Annotated in this window: 12 protein-coding genes; 9 read left to right on the top strand and 3 right to left on the bottom strand. The window is 60.4% G+C overall.

What is annotated here, in order from left to right; translation table 11 throughout:
• Positions 1 to 40 precede the first annotated feature (40 nt).
• Positions 41 to 841: an SDR family oxidoreductase gene (locus Cth01_RS10240; RefSeq protein ID WP_045839095.1), complete on the bottom strand. Its 801-nt coding sequence runs from the start codon at positions 839 to 841 to the stop codon at positions 41 to 43.
• A 310-nt stretch (positions 842 to 1151) separates the two neighbouring features.
• Between Cth01_RS10240 and Cth01_RS10235 the strand changes: the two genes are divergently transcribed.
• From Cth01_RS10235 to Cth01_RS10225, 3 genes are all read left to right on the top strand, one after another.
• Complete coding sequence (locus Cth01_RS10235; RefSeq protein ID WP_034351710.1) at positions 1152 to 1901, top strand: SDR family NAD(P)-dependent oxidoreductase; 750 nt, start codon at positions 1152 to 1154, stop codon at positions 1899 to 1901.
• Between the two features lie 9 nt (positions 1902 to 1910).
• Complete coding sequence (locus Cth01_RS10230) at positions 1911 to 3374, top strand: flavin-containing monooxygenase (RefSeq protein ID WP_034383745.1); 1464 nt, start codon at positions 1911 to 1913, stop codon at positions 3372 to 3374.
• Positions 3375 to 3440: 66 nt separating this feature from the next.
• A complete protein-coding gene (locus Cth01_RS10225) occupies positions 3441 to 4382 on the top strand; it encodes an alpha/beta hydrolase (protein ID WP_045839094.1) in 942 nt (313 codons plus the stop codon).
• Between the two features lie 257 nt (positions 4383 to 4639).
• On the opposite strand, the gene Cth01_RS10220 is transcribed toward Cth01_RS10225, so the two are convergent.
• Together Cth01_RS10220 and Cth01_RS10215 are read right to left on the bottom strand one after the other, a co-directional pair.
• Complete coding sequence (locus Cth01_RS10220; RefSeq protein WP_045839093.1) at positions 4640 to 6646, bottom strand: peptidase U32 family protein; 2007 nt, start codon at positions 6644 to 6646, stop codon at positions 4640 to 4642.
• Positions 6647 to 6705: 59 nt separating this feature from the next.
• The gene (locus Cth01_RS10215) at positions 6706 to 7440 is read right to left on the bottom strand and encodes an NUDIX hydrolase (RefSeq protein ID WP_045839092.1); all 735 of its coding nucleotides are present in this window, start codon (positions 7438 to 7440) and stop codon (positions 6706 to 6708) included.
• 239 nt (positions 7441 to 7679) lie between these two features.
• Here Cth01_RS10215 and Cth01_RS10210 point away from each other — a divergent pair, with 239 nt between their 5' ends.
• From Cth01_RS10210 to tadA, 6 genes are all read left to right on the top strand, one after another.
• On the top strand, positions 7680 to 8231 hold the full coding sequence (locus tag Cth01_RS10210; RefSeq protein ID WP_034383754.1) for an RNA 2'-phosphotransferase: 552 nt from the start codon (positions 7680 to 7682) through the stop codon (positions 8229 to 8231).
• On the top strand, positions 8228 to 8851 hold the full coding sequence (locus Cth01_RS10205; RefSeq protein ID WP_034407744.1) for a 5' nucleotidase, NT5C type: 624 nt from the start codon (positions 8228 to 8230) through the stop codon (positions 8849 to 8851). Before Cth01_RS10210 ends, Cth01_RS10205 begins: the two co-directional genes overlap by 4 nt.
• Entirely contained in the window at positions 8848 to 9417 is a 570-nt protein-coding gene (ybiA, locus tag Cth01_RS10200; RefSeq protein WP_045839091.1) for a riboflavin biosynthesis intermediates N-glycosidase, read from the top strand. The genes Cth01_RS10205 and ybiA overlap by 4 nt, the downstream gene beginning before the upstream one ends.
• Positions 9348 to 10325: an ADP-ribosylglycohydrolase family protein gene (locus tag Cth01_RS10195; protein WP_428839336.1), complete on the top strand. Its 978-nt coding sequence runs from the start codon at positions 9348 to 9350 to the stop codon at positions 10323 to 10325. Before ybiA ends, Cth01_RS10195 begins: the two co-directional genes overlap by 70 nt.
• 498 nt (positions 10326 to 10823) lie before the next feature.
• The gene (locus Cth01_RS10190; RefSeq protein WP_045839089.1) at positions 10824 to 12011 is read left to right on the top strand and encodes a branched-chain amino acid ABC transporter substrate-binding protein; all 1188 of its coding nucleotides are present in this window, start codon (positions 10824 to 10826) and stop codon (positions 12009 to 12011) included.
• Between the two features lie 62 nt (positions 12012 to 12073).
• Positions 12074 to 13447 (top strand): tRNA adenosine(34) deaminase TadA, encoded by a 1374-nt coding sequence (gene tadA, locus Cth01_RS10185; protein ID WP_072248279.1) that lies wholly within the window; start codon positions 12074 to 12076, stop codon positions 13445 to 13447.
• Positions 13448 to 13651 lie beyond the last annotated feature (204 nt).

Here is a 13651-nt window from a genome sequence, read left to right as displayed (position 1 = left end):
CCGCAAATGCTGCCAGGGCCTGCTAAAGCAGGCCCTGGTTTCACTCTGCGATCTCCTGCGTCCAGGACAGCACCGGGTCGGTGCGCGTCTCAATGAGCTTGTTGCGGGCCTTGAGCAGCGGGTCCAGCATTTCCGGCTGAGGCACGATCCAGTATTCACCACGGTCAATGGCTGCAAAGACGCGGTTGGCGAACTCCTCGGTGTCCATACCGTTTTCGTCTAGCAAATGGGTCATCATGCCGTGAAACTTTGCCGACGCCGCGTCAGGCGCTTCTCGGAAGATGGCTGTCCTGACGGGGCCTGGTGCCAGCAGCGAGACCTTGATTTGCGGATCAATGGCCGCGAGTTCGCCAGCCAGACCTTCGGTCAGCGCGACCACTGCGAACTTGGTGGCGGAGTAGGGGGCCATCATGGCGCTGGGCAGAAAGCCGCCTACCGATGCTGTGTTGATGATGCGGGCAGGCCGGTTGGCCTTGAGCAGACGCGGCACAAAAGCGCGCAGGCCATTGACAATGCCGTTGACGTTGACTTGCCAGGCCTGCTGCCACTTGGCATCGCTGATCTCCCAGCTATTGCCGGTGCTGAGAACGCCTGCGTTGTTGAACAGCAGATCAACCTGACCGAAAGCTGCATAGGCCTTGTCGGCCAGTGTATCCAGCGACGCCTGGCTGGTGACATCGGTGGCCACGGCCAATGCCTGATCTCCCAGTTCCAGCGCGACTTTCTCAAGACCCGCCTGGTCGCGGTCTGCAACCACGACTTTCATTCCAAGAGTGACTGCCTTTTTGGCAAGGCCTGCACCAATTCCGCTGGCTGCACCGGTGATGACTGCAACTTTCATGATTTCCTCATTGGCTAAATACGAATGAATTAAAGCATTTCCGGCTTATCTATATTTCTCACGAATTCCCGCTTGACAGTTATTGAAGGTGTTTACAGTCTTTATTGATTTATTAAATGGAAAGACCTGCTTGACATATAAAAAATCCGGGCACAGTACGTCCAAATGAATTAATGGTTTCCACTAGGGACTGTAAACACAAACTTATTTTGTAAAGAGGAAAACTCAGAGTGATTTGAATTTGAAAAGAACAAAGAATCTCAATCCTCATCGCCAATTGGTGGCGGTCAGCCAGTATTGAGGTTTGAAAATGAATCCATTCATCAGTGGTTTGGAAGGAAAAGTGGTTCTGGTTACAGGTGGTGCCTCGGGCATAGGCCTGGCCAGCGCCCAGGCCCTGGCAGCGAGCGGAGCCAAGGTGGTGTGTGCCGATCTTCAGCAAAGCCAGGATTTGCCGCAGGGCTGCGAATTTCGCAAGCTCGACGTGAGCAGCGAGAAGCTGACCAATGAGTTGGTTGCTTACATGCTGGACCGCTATGGGCAGATTGATGGGCTGGTGACTTCGGCTGGCATTTCCCGCGTGGGTGATCTGGAGAGCATGCCCTTGCATGAGTGGGAGCAGGTACTGCAGGTCAATTTGACGGGAACCATGCTCAGTGCTCGTGCCGTGGCCAGCCACATGAAACGGCGGGGTCAGGGCTCCATCGTCACCATCGCCAGCATCAACGGCATGCTGGGCAACCCGACCAATCTGGCCTATTGCACCTCCAAGGGAGCCGTGATCCAGATGGTGCGCAGTCTGGCATCGGATCTCGGTCCTTACGGCGTCCGGGTCAACAGCATCAGCCCCGGCTATATCCATACACCCATGACCACCATGCTTGATGAACTGCCTGTAGGCCAGGCTTTCGAGGCCATGCATTTGCTCAAGCGTGCGGGCAGGCCGCAAGAGGTAGGTAATGCCGTGGCATTTTTGCTTTCCGATATTTCTTCATTTATTACCGGGGTCAATCTTCCGGTGGATGGTGGATTCTCTGCAGCAAAAGTAATTAATATTTAAGGATTTCCAATGAAATATGACGTCATAGTGATTGGTTGCGGAATGTCCGGAATTCTGGCTGGTATTCATCTGAAGAATAGCGGGAAGAAATTCATTATTCTGGAAAAGGCCGGGACATTGGGGGGGACCTGGCGGGATAATACTTATCCAGGCCTGACTTGCGATGTGCCATCGCACGCCTATACCTATTCTTTCGAGCCCAACCCCGAATGGTCTCGGGTACTTCCGCCCGGAGCCGAGATTCAGCAGTATTTCGAAGGCGTGTTCCAGAAGCACGGTATTGCCGATTTTTCGCAGTTCGGCACCGAAATCACGCGTGCCGAATGGACGTGCGATGCATGGACGCTGCAGGATCAGCATGGCAAGCAATACCAGGGCAAGGTGGTGGTTGCCGCCACAGGTGTGCTGCACCACCCCAACTATCCGCAGATCAAGGGCCTGGAGGAGTTCGAGGGGGACACGATTCACAGTGCGCGCTGGGATCATTCTGTACCGCTGGACGGCAAGAGGATCGCCGTCATCGGCACGGGATCAACGGGCGTGCAAATTGTCTCGGCACTGGCGTCGCGTGCCAGGGTGCGACATTTTCAGCGCACGGCCCAATGGATTTTTCCGGTCGAGAATCCAGCTTTCAGCGAAGAGCAGCGTGCCGAATTCCGCAGCAACCGCGATCTGCTGGTTTATCTGCAGCGCGAACCCACTTATGTAGCCAATGTGGAGCGCTTTACCGAGGGTGTGCTGGATCCGAATTCGGAGCAGATTCAGGAAATTCAGAAAATCTGCCAGGACAACCTGGATGGCTCTGTTGCAGACGCAGCCTTGCGTGAAAAACTGCAGCCTCATTACCGGGCTGGTTGCAAGCGCCTGATTTATTCTCCCGACTATTACAAGGCGATCCAGCACCCCGATTCCGAGTTGATCACCGAAGCTATTGCCAAGGTCGAGAAAAAGGGAGTGCGTACCAGCGACGGCGTGCTGCATGAGGTGGACATCATCGTCCTGGCCACGGGATTCAAGGCCGACCGCTATGTGCGCCCCATGAATGTGACGGGCCTGAACGGAGCCACGCTGGAGCAGGCCTGGAGCGATGTGCCCACGGCATACAAGTCCATCTCGGTGCCGGGCTTCCCCAACTTTTACTTCATGAACGGGCCGACCTCTCCCGTGGGCAACTTCTCGCTGATCGATACTTCGGAAATGCAGTGGGGCTATATCTCGCAGCTGATAGAGCGTGGTCAGCAAGCCGGTGTGGCAGGGCTTTCGGCCAGGCCCGAAGCCCTGGCTCAGTACGACCAGGAGCGCTTGCAGGCCGCCAAAGGCTCGGTCTTCGGCTCGGGCTGCAACAGCTGGTACCTGGACAGAAACGGTGTGCCCAACACATGGCCCTGGTCGCAGTCGCGCTTCCGGCAGGAGATGAGTGCGCCGGTATGGCAGGACTATATCCACCACCAGACCGAAGAGCTTGTGGCCTGAGTGCCGTCTTGCGCCCGTCCTGGCCTGTCCTGGTCGGGCGCGCTCCATCAACTTCAAGGAGTCCCAATGCAGATACACCCAGAAATGGCTGCTGTGCTGGAGCAGTTCAAGGATGCTCCGCCCATGGATTTTGTGGCCACTCCGGTGCCCGAAATCCGCAAGCTCATGGACCACATGGCCTTTCCGCCTGCCGACCTGCCCATGCATGAGGTGCGCGAGATCGACATTCCCGGTGGCGATGGCCAGCCGCTCAAGCTGCGCCTGTACCGTCCCGGCACCGCGCAGGCAGCGCCGGTCATGGTCTATTTTCACGGCGGTGGCTGGTGCATAGGCACGCTGGAAACGCATGACAATCTGTGCCGCCACCTGGCGCGTATAACCGGCATGAATATTGTGTCGGTCGATTACCGGCTGGCTCCCGAGCATGTCTTTCCCGCCGCGCTGGACGACGCCTATGCCGCCACGCGCTGGGTGGCACTGCATGCGGCCGAGCTGCATTGCGATGCGCGGCAACTGATGGTGGCGGGCGACAGCGCGGGGGGCAATCTGGCCGTCGCCACCTGCCTGCGCGCAAAAGAAGACGGCTGGAGAGGCATATCCCTGCAACTGCTGTTCTATCCGGTCTGCGATGCGCATATGGATGCGCCATCGCATGCGCTTTATGGGCAGATGCCGTTTCTCACCACCGAAGCCATGGCCGCGATGTGGCGTCACTATCACCCTGCCAGGCCTGCACATCCACTGGCCTCCATCATGCAGTACCCCGATCTCGCTGGTTTGCCGGCAGCGGTGCTGGTGACGGCGGAGCTGGACATATTGCGCGACGAAGGAGAGGCCTTTGGCCTGCGCCTGCAGCAGGCCGGTGTACCCGTTTCCAGCCTTCGTGCGCAAGGCATGTTGCATGGGTTTGCCAACTTCAGCACCCTGGTGCCGGCAGTGGCAAAGTTGCTGCAGGAGGCTTGTACAAAGCTGTCTTTTGGCAAGATATCGGCTGTTGGACAAGCCTGATACATGCAACTGTTCATGTATACAGTTATGTGTGGTGGATGCCTCAGTTTTATCCCCGCATCATGTGGACGCTCTTGTGGAAAACTATGCTTTCAAGCCTTGAAACCCGCGCCAGATGGTGATTTGCACGGATTGCCTAAAAAATAGACGATTTGAGCAAAGGGATTGAACCGAGGGTTTTTACCAGTGGTTCTGAGGCTGTAAAAAAGCCCGCCAACCGTTGCCGGTAGCGGGCTTTTTTGTGGGCTCAAACGTGCTCAGGAAAGTTGCTGAGGCGTGGGGCGTGTGCGGTAGAACTGCATGGGAGACTCTTTCATTTCCTTGGCATGCTGGTTGAGCACCGACTTCTTCATCTTGCCAACCACATGCATCTCGCAGGGCTTGCAGTCAAAGCGCAGCGTGAGCTTTTCCTTGCCGTTGATCAGCTGCAGTGGCTCTGCCTTGATGGTGCCCTTGACGCCGATCACGCCCTTGGCCTGCTTGGGGCACAGGCTCATCGAGAAGCGCACGCAGTGCTTGGTGATCATCAGCGAGACTTCGCCTTCCTCTTCCTTGCTCTCGTAGGCGGCGTCGATGATCTTCACACCATGCTTCACATAGAAGTCATGGGCCTTCTGGTTGTAGACATTGGCCAGATAGGTCAGTGTGTCTTCAGGAAAAGGCACGGACGGCTCCACGGGCTTGGCGCGGGGCAGACGCACAAAGCCGTCGGCGCGGGCCTGTTCCAATGCGGCAACGGCATCGCGACGCAGCTGGTTGAGCACGGAGGCGGGTACAAACCAGGGCTGACTCAGGCTCAGTGAAATATCGTTCACCTCGAAAACCGTCGCGCCAAAGCGTCCCAGTTGCTCGCGCAGCGTGGCTTCTGCCTTGGCTGGGTCGGTGGCGCTCTGGTGCTCATGCGCGATGGCGGCAGCCCCGACAAACCCGTCCTCGTCGGTCAGCGTCAGCGCAAAGCCGGCAGCAGCTTCCTTGAACTCGGCCCATAGACCGATACGGCGCTCGCTGGACTTCTTCTCCAGCGTGCGTACCCAGTCCATATCGCGGTTGCGGTTGATTTCCAGGCCCTTGCGCAGATCCTTGAATTCGGCAATCTCGTTTTTGGGGAAGACGCGCCAGATGCCTTTTTTGGCGCTCACGCATTCAGCACGGTTGATGTGCACGCCCACCAGTTCCTTTTGCAGATCGTAGTAGCACAGACCGTCGCCGTTGTGCAGCTCGGCGGTCTTGTCGCTGGTTTCGATCTCGAACCATTTGTCGCCGACCTGTGTCACCCAGCCGATGGCACGACCCGGTGTCTTGGGCGTGTCGAAGGCGCCGATGTCATCCTTGCGGCCATTGACGAAGTAGTCTGTGAACTCGCGGTTGAAATTCTGGTCCGGATCGGGTTCGAATGAGAAAGTGGTGCGGCCTGACGACGAGCGCGCCAGCGGCTGATCGGAGAACTCGCGCTCCTCGATGATTTCGTCGAGCAGCTTGCGGTAATGGGCCGTGATGTTCTTCACATAGCCCATGTCCTTGTAGCGGCCCTCGATCTTGAAGCTGCGCACGCCGGCGTCGATCAGGGCGCGCAGGTTATCGCTCTGGTTGTTGTCCTTCATGGACAGCACGTGCTTTTCGTGCGCGATGATGCGGCCGCTGGCGTCTGTCACCTCATAAGGCAGGCGGCAGGCCTGGTTGCAGTCGCCACGGTTGGCGCTGCGTCCGGTATGGGCATGGCTGATGAAGCACTGGCCCGAGTAGGCCACGCACAGCGCGCCATGTACAAAGTATTCGATGGTGGTGCGGCTCGGGTCTGTCGCGGCGCGCACGGCGGCAATCTGTTTCAGATCCAGCTCGCGCGCCAGCACGATCTGCGACAGACCGGCGTCCTGCAGAAAGCGGCCCTTCTCGGGCGTGCGGATATCGGTCTGGGTGGACGCGTGCAGCTGGATGGGTGGCAGATCGAGCTCCAGAAGACCCATGTCCTGGATGATCAGCGCATCGGCGCCGGCGTTGTAGATCTGCCAGGCCATATCGCGTGCGCCCTGCAGCTCATCGTCGCGCAAGATGGTGTTGAGCGTGATGAAGATGCGGCTGCCAAAGCGGTGGGCATGCTTGATGAGCCGCTCCAGATCGCGGATGTCGTTGCCTGCAGTCGCTCGCGCGCCAAAGGCCGGTCCGCCGATATAGACGGCGTCCGCGCCGTGATTGACGGCTTCGATGCCGATATCGGCGTCGCGCGCCGGGGACAGGAGTTCGAGCTGGTGGGGCAGGAGAGACATAGGGGCAGGATTATCTCAGCAAGCCCCGGTTTCGGCACAGCGGCGGGTAATCGCCTGTATCAATGGCCGCGTGGGCTGAATGTGCGCGGAAATACCACGGGCCCGCTGCGGTCCGCCAGCCGGTAGCCCATGGCGGGGCGGTTCGACACGCCTTCCACATGGCCGGCTTCGACCAGAAAGTTCGCTGCCAGCATGCGGGTGCGAAAGCCGCTTTTGTCCACGCTGCGACCCAGCACGGTTTCATAGACTTGCTGCAACTGGGGCAGGGTGAAGGGCTCGTTCAGCAAAAAAGCGGGCAGCGAGGTGTATTCGACCTTGCTGCGCAGTCTCTCCACCGCCGCCTGCAAGATGCTGCCATGGTCAAACGCCAGTGCAGGCCGGCGCAGCAATTCATCCACTTCGAACCAGGCCACATCGGCCGCATTGGCGCCTTTGGTCAGTTGCAGTTCATGGGCGGGAATCAGCGCAAAGTACACATGGGTGGCCGACCAGCCACGCGGATCACGTGCCGCGCCGCCCCAGCTGCCAAGCTGTTCCAGATAAGGGCTGTCCACACCCGTCTTCTCCTTGAGCTTGCGCGCGGCGCAGGCCTGCAGATCGGCATCGAGATCCACATTCACGAACCCCCCGGGCAAGGCCCAGAGGCCGGGAAATGGATCATCGTCGTGACCTGGGCGTTGCACCAGCAATACATTCAAGCGGCCTTGCGCAATCGTGAAGATCACCACATCCACCGTGGTGTAGGGGCGAGGAAAGTCCGGCGCTGGCTTGGAGTGACGCTGTGTAACGCTCATAAATCAGGCTTGACGGGATGAATGATGGGTTGTATTGTACAACTTGCTTAAGTTGTTCAATGCAACTTATATCCTGTAGCTGGAGCCCGCTCCAAGCATGCAGACGCATGCCGACAAAGCCGGGCCTGGGTTTGCGACCAGGCTGTGGCACCGTGGAAAGTACGCCAAGGTCGGGCGCTGGGCAGCGCTAGAACCTGTCATGAGCCAGGTCGACAGCTTCAAACAAAGAGAACAAGAAAATGAAAAATCAAAACACCACCGCACGCAGCAAATTCCTCAGCCTGGTGCTGAGACACAGTCCCGAGACCATAGGCCTCAAGCTCGACGATGCGGGTTGGGCTCAGACCGATGAACTGCTGGCCTGTCTGGCGCGCTCCGGCCGACCCACCAGTCTGGAGGATTTGCAGACCATGGTGGCTGACAACAACAAGCAACGCTATTCCTTCAGCGCAGATGGCAAGCGCATACGCGCCAATCAGGGCCATTCCATCAAGGTAGAACTGGGTCTTGAGGCAAGGCGCCCTCCGGCAGTGCTCTACCACGGCACGGCCACGCGTTTTCTGGATGCGATCTTTCATGAGGGCCTGAACCGGCAGTCACGCCATCATGTCCACTTGTCGGAAAGCCAGGCAGTGGCTGCTCAGGTCGGCAGTCGTCACGGCAAGCTGGCCTTGCTGCAGGTGGACGCCGCGCGTATGCAGGGCGAGGGCCATGTGTTCTATCGCTCCGACAACGGCGTGTGGCTGACCGATGTCGTCCCGGCCCGGTATCTGCTGAAGCTGCCGTCATGAAAGTTTCAAAAATCATAGCTATCGACGCAGATGGCGTGCTGCTGGACTACAACCTCGCCTATGCCTCAGCCTGGGAGCGGGTATTTGGCGAGCGTCCGGTGTTGAAGCAGCCTGACGCCTACTGGGCCATGGAGCGATGGGGTGTTGCCAACTTGCAGGGCGAGGCTCTCAATCGTTTCCGCGCCAGCTTTGATGCGCAGTTCTGGTCCGGCATTCCAGCGATTGCAGGTGCGATACAGGCTTGCGAGCAGCTGTGCGCCGCCGGTTACGAGCTGGTCTGTGTGTCGGCGATCAAGCCGCAGTTCGCCGAGGCTCGGCAGACCAATCTGCGCAAGCTGGGCTTTCCCATATCGCGTGTGATCGCCACCAGCAGCCGTACTGATCCGGGCCTCAGCCCCAAGGCTCAAGCCCTGGCCCAGTTGCAGCCCCTGGCATTTGTCGATGACTTTCTGCCGTATTTCGAAGGCGTGGGCGAGCGGATTCACAAGGCACTGGTGCTGCGCGAGCAAGGCGGGTCGCCCAATACCGGGCCGGGTCTGCAGGCTATTGACTCCACTCACGCCACGTTGGCGGGCTTTTCCCGTTGGTGGCTGAACCATTATCAAGAAGAACAGACATGAACCGAGATTACGAAATTCGATCCCTGACGGACCTGTTGGTCCAGCTCGATCAAGGCTACCGCCCCAAATTCCTTTGCTTCTGGGGCCATCAGCCCGAAAAGAATGGCTCGGTGGGCAAAGGCTGCCTGAGCCAGTGGTTTTCTGCTCCATTTACCGTCGAAGGAGACCGCTTTGCCACGGCAGAGCATTTCATGATGGCAGCCAAGGCGCGGCTGTTCGGGGATGAAGACGCGCGCACGCAGGTGCTGGCTGCGCCGTCTCCGGCCAGTGCCAAGCAGATAGGGCGCAGCGTGCGCAATTTTGACGAGGCACGCTGGAAGGCGGAGTGCTTCGGCATCGTGGTGCGCGCCAGTGTGGCCAAGTTCTCGCAGAACCCTGCCATGGGGGAGTTTCTGCTGAGAACTGGTGAGCGTGTGCTGGTCGAGGCCAGTCCGCGCGACCGCATCTGGGGCATCGGCATGGGCGCGGCCAATCCCGACGCCGAGCAGCCGCGCAAATGGCGCGGACAGAACCTGCTGGGTTTCGCGCTGATGGCCGCGCGTGCACAGCTGAGGGCAGGACAATGAACACGCTGGACCGTTTTGAAGGCGCTCTGCTGGGCCTGGCCTGCGGCGATGCCGTGGGCACGACGCTGGAGTTCCGGGCGCGCGGCAGCTTTGCGCCGCTGACCGATATGGTGGGGGGCGGGCCGTTTTCACTGAGGGCCGGACAATGGACGGATGACACGTCCATGGCTTTGTGCCTGGCCGAGAGCCTGGTCGTCAAGGGAGGTTGCGACCCTGGGGACCAGATGACGCGCTACGCCAACTGGTATCAGTGGGGTTACTGGAGCTCCACCGGTCACTGCTTTGATATCGGCATGGCAACACGCGAGGCGATACAGCACTATCTGCGCACCGGCAATGCGCTGGCGGGAAGTGAAGATGCGCGCAGCGCTGGCAATGGCTCGCTGATGCGGCTGGCTCCGGTGGCCATGGCGTATGCCCATGACGAGCAAGAGGTGCAGGAGATGGCGGCGCTGAGCTCCCGCACCACACATGCCGCTGCGGAGTGCCTGGATGCCTGCCGTCTGTTTGCCGTGATATTGAGCCGCGCCCTGCTGGGCGCCAACAAGGCGCAGGTGCTGGATCTTGCCGCGCTGCCGTTTGGCAGCCCACGCATTGCCGAGATTGCACAAGGCAGCTGGCGCGGCAAAAGCCGCGAGCAGATCCAGAGTTCGGGCTATGTGGTGCACAGTCTGGAAGCAGCTTTGTGGTGTTTTGACAGGCTTGAGAGCTTTGAAGCCGTCGTTCTGGAGGCGGCCAATCTGGGTGACGATGCCGACACCACAGCGGCCATTGCCGGCCAGATCGCGGGGGCGTTCTGGGGGCGCAGCGGCATTCCTGCGCACTGGCTGGAAAGACTGCATCAGCAGGCTGATATTCGCGCGCTGGCGCAATCGATTTATGCGCTGAATCAGGTGCTGGCCCGATAGATTGCGCGTGGTCATGCTCCCCATCGCGGGACCTGCTCACACCGTGCAGGCAGGTCACAGATCCTTGATTGTTACCGCGGAGGTCGCGAAAGCCGTACCGGGCCTGCACGGTCTGCGGGTGCCTGTGGCCGTGGTGAACTTGCCGGCCTTCAAAAAAAGGCTTTCCCTGCAGCCAGGAAAGTCCGGCGCAGCGTGCACCATCCCTGTCAACGCGGCACAATCAAGACGCTGAGTCGGCGATGGTGCAAGAGCATGGTCGGCAGCTTCAGCCGAAATCCGAAATATCCCCAGCAGCCGGAGTCTGTGCTCAACGCAGGAAGAGTCGGGCCTGCTCGGGCTTGCTAGCAATTGCTCCAATGGAGTTCTGGTCCCTAGACTCCAGGGTTTGCCCCTTCGCTTGCACATCGAGCTGGTATCGCAGGCTTTGCCGCTACGCTTGAGGCTTTGGCCTGGCGTAGGCTTGCGTGCCACAGCCTTCCGCTTCATCAAGGAGAAAGCATGTCCATGACTGATCGCTCGGCCCAGAGCCGCTGTGTTCGCACCTCGTCTGCCCTGAGCCTGGCCCTGGTCGCCGCATCCCTGTCGTCCGCTTACGCGGCGGATGCGGAAAAGCCTCTGGTGGTGCGCATTGCCCATGGCGGCCCGGTCTCCGGTCCTATCGCAGCCCTGGGCAAGGATGAGGAGAACGGCGTGCGCATGGCGATTGACGAGCTCAACGCCCGCAAGCTGCAACTGGGCGGCCGTCCCGTGCACTGGAAGCTGGAGGCCGGTGACGATGTGGGCGACCCCGGCCAGGCCACGGCGCTGGCACGCCGCTTCTGCGACAGGAAGGTGGCGGCCGTGGTGGGGCATCTTCAGTCGGGCACGACCTTGCCGGCTGCCAAGATCTACAACGACTGTGGCATTCCCAATATCACCCCCGCAGCCACCAACCCCGCGATTACCGAGGCAGGCTATGACGACACCTTCCGCGTCATCGCCAATGACCGGGCCATGGTCAATGCTCTGCTGGACTATGCCGTCAAGCACCAGGGCGTCAAACGCATCGCGATCGTGGACGATCGCACGGCCTATGGACAGGGCATCGTCAAGCTGTTTGAAGCCGCTGCGGCCGAGCGCGATGTGCAGATTGTCGACAAGCAGTACACCAGCGACAAGGCCACGCAGTTTTCGCCCATTCTCACGGCCATCAAAGGCCGCAAGCCCGATGCGATCTTCTTCGGCGGGCTCGATGCGCAGGCCGGTCTCATGCTGCGTCAGATGTCGCAGCTGGCCATGAATCAGGTGAAATTCCTGGGCGGTGATGCGCAATGTTCGGAGCGCCTGCCTGCCATGGCCGACAAGGTGCCAGCGCTCAAAAACGTGGTTTGCGTGATGAGCGGCAGCTCCCTGGGCAATATGCCAGGCGGTCTGCTCTGGAAGCAGAAATACGACCAGCATTTTCCCGGCCAATATCAGGTTTACAGCCCTTACGCTTATGACGCGACCATGGTGCTGGCCAGGGCCATGCTGAGTGCCGATTCAGCCCAGGCCGAGGCCTATTTGCCCCGCTTGCGCCAGACGCGCTACGAAGGGGTGACGGGCACGATTGCCTTTGATTCGCAGGGCGAGTTGCAAAGCCCGCGGGTCACGCTCTACGGCTATGACTCTGGCGAGCGCAAGGAACTGGTGATCAGCGGTCATTGAGCGGTATCGGTGTTTCTTGAAGGAATATCTGCCAAGCCTTTGTCTGTCAGGCACATATAGCTATGGATTCTGATGCTTCCGTGCACGAACACTTCATGCGCCAGGCGCTGGAGCAGGCGCGCCGCGCCGCTGCCTGTGGCGAGGTGCCGGTGGGGGCCGTGGTCGTCAAGGACGGGCAGGTCATAGGCCGCGGTCATAACAGTCCGCTCTCTGCCCAGGACCCCACGGCCCATGCCGAGGTGCTGGCCCTGCGCGAAGCAGCTCGGACTCTGGGCAATTACCGGCTTGAGGGCTGCACGCTGTATGTGACGCTGGAGCCCTGCACCATGTGCAGCGGTGCCATGCTGCATGCGCGTGTGGATGCCGTGGTCTATGGCGCGGCCGAACCCAGGACCGGCGCCGCCGGTTCGGTGCTCGATGTCTTCGGCTACCCCGCCATCAACCACCAGACGCGGGTGCTGCGCGGCGTGCTGGCCGCGCAATGCTCGGCGCTGATGGCCGAGTTCTTCCAGCAGCGACGCCAGGAAAAAAAGGCGCAGCAGCCGCATCCGCTCAGGGACTGGGCGCTGCGCAATGCCGATGAGGCGTTTGCCGACCTTCCCGCCTGGCCCTGGCGGCCGCAGTGGCGCAGCGACCTGCCGGCGCTGCAGGGCCTGCGTCTGGCAGTGGTCGATGAAGGGCCAGAGGATGCAGCACTGACCTGGCTGTGCCTGCATGGCAGCCCAGGCTGGGGCTATGGCTTCCGGCATCTGCTGCCCGATTTGCTGGCCGCCGGTCATCGTGTGGTGGTGCCCGATCTGCCAGGGTTCGGGCGCAGCGACCAACCCAAGAAAGACAAACGGCACAGCGCGCAGTGGCATTTGCAGGTTATCGCCGAGCTGATCGAAGCGCTCAACCTGCGGCGGCTGGTCCTGATCGGGCAGGGCGATGGTGGCCGCCTGGGTCTGGCTGCAGCGCAAGCCCTGCCAGAGCGCTTTGCCGGCGCGTGGCTGATCAATACCTGGCCGCTGAATGCGCAGCCAGAGCAGCGTCAGCAATGGTTTGAGCAGGCAGCGCGCAAGCCCGGCTGGGACGTGGCCAGGGCCATGGCCGAATTGGAAGGGCGCAGCAATGCCGAAGAGGACCGCGCGTGGAATGCACCGTTTGCGCAGCCCGGCCATCGGGCCGCACTCAAGGCCTGGCCGCGTCTGCAGACCGAGCTGGCTGCGCCTCCCGCCGATCTGCTGCAGCAATGGGCGCAGGCCGGCAGGCTGTGGCTGCAGCCCGCAGCCACGCAGCAGCCCGTGTCTGCTGTGCAATGGCAGGCAGCCTGGCTGCAGGCCGTGCCGCAGCTGGCGGCTCAGGCCAGGGTCTGGCGGCAAACCCGGCCTGGCGCTCCGGTTCCTGCAGCACAGCAGGGCGGTGGTGCAGCGGCTGTGGAATACTTTGCGCCGTAGCCCGATCGGTCAGACCGGCGGAGCAAGAATTTGAACTAGGACTTACGCAAACAAGAATGCAACAAGGGCTCGCCTTCTGAGGCAGTCGCCCGACCTGAACCTGTTTTGCGGAAGTCGTATGAACTTCTGAATCTGCGGATTCACCCACTTTTCACGGAGCATGCGGCCGATGGCCGCATGAAAAGGCTTTGGCAACCTCGCGCA

The sequence above is a fragment of the Comamonas thiooxydans genome, assembly GCF_000964545.1.
Classification (GTDB): Bacteria; Pseudomonadota; Gammaproteobacteria; order Burkholderiales; family Burkholderiaceae_C; genus Comamonas; species Comamonas thiooxydans.
This window is presented reverse-complemented; position numbering and strand designations above follow the sequence as displayed.

Coding starts and splice junctions, on each gene's coding strand:
- Cth01_RS10240 (WP_045839095.1), bottom strand. CDS start 841: ATGAAAGTTGCAGTCATCACCGGTGCAGCCAGCGGAATTGGTGCAGGC.
- Cth01_RS10235 (WP_034351710.1), top strand. CDS start 1,152: ATGAATCCATTCATCAGTGGTTTGGAAGGAAAAGTGGTTCTGGTTACA.
- Cth01_RS10230 (WP_034383745.1), top strand. CDS start 1,911: ATGAAATATGACGTCATAGTGATTGGTTGCGGAATGTCCGGAATTCTG.
- Cth01_RS10225 (WP_045839094.1), top strand. CDS start 3,441: ATGCAGATACACCCAGAAATGGCTGCTGTGCTGGAGCAGTTCAAGGAT.
- Cth01_RS10220 (WP_045839093.1), bottom strand. CDS start 6,646: ATGTCTCTCCTGCCCCACCAGCTCGAACTCCTGTCCCCGGCGCGCGAC.
- Cth01_RS10215 (WP_045839092.1), bottom strand. CDS start 7,440: ATGAGCGTTACACAGCGTCACTCCAAGCCAGCGCCGGACTTTCCTCGC.
- Cth01_RS10210 (WP_034383754.1), top strand. CDS start 7,680: ATGAAAAATCAAAACACCACCGCACGCAGCAAATTCCTCAGCCTGGTG.
- Cth01_RS10205 (WP_034407744.1), top strand. CDS start 8,228: ATGAAAGTTTCAAAAATCATAGCTATCGACGCAGATGGCGTGCTGCTG.
- ybiA (WP_045839091.1), top strand. CDS start 8,848: ATGAACCGAGATTACGAAATTCGATCCCTGACGGACCTGTTGGTCCAG.
- Cth01_RS10195 (WP_428839336.1), top strand. CDS start 9,348: ATGGCGCGGACAGAACCTGCTGGGTTTCGCGCTGATGGCCGCGCGTGC.
- Cth01_RS10190 (WP_045839089.1), top strand. CDS start 10,824: ATGTCCATGACTGATCGCTCGGCCCAGAGCCGCTGTGTTCGCACCTCG.
- tadA (WP_072248279.1), top strand. CDS start 12,074: ATGGATTCTGATGCTTCCGTGCACGAACACTTCATGCGCCAGGCGCTG.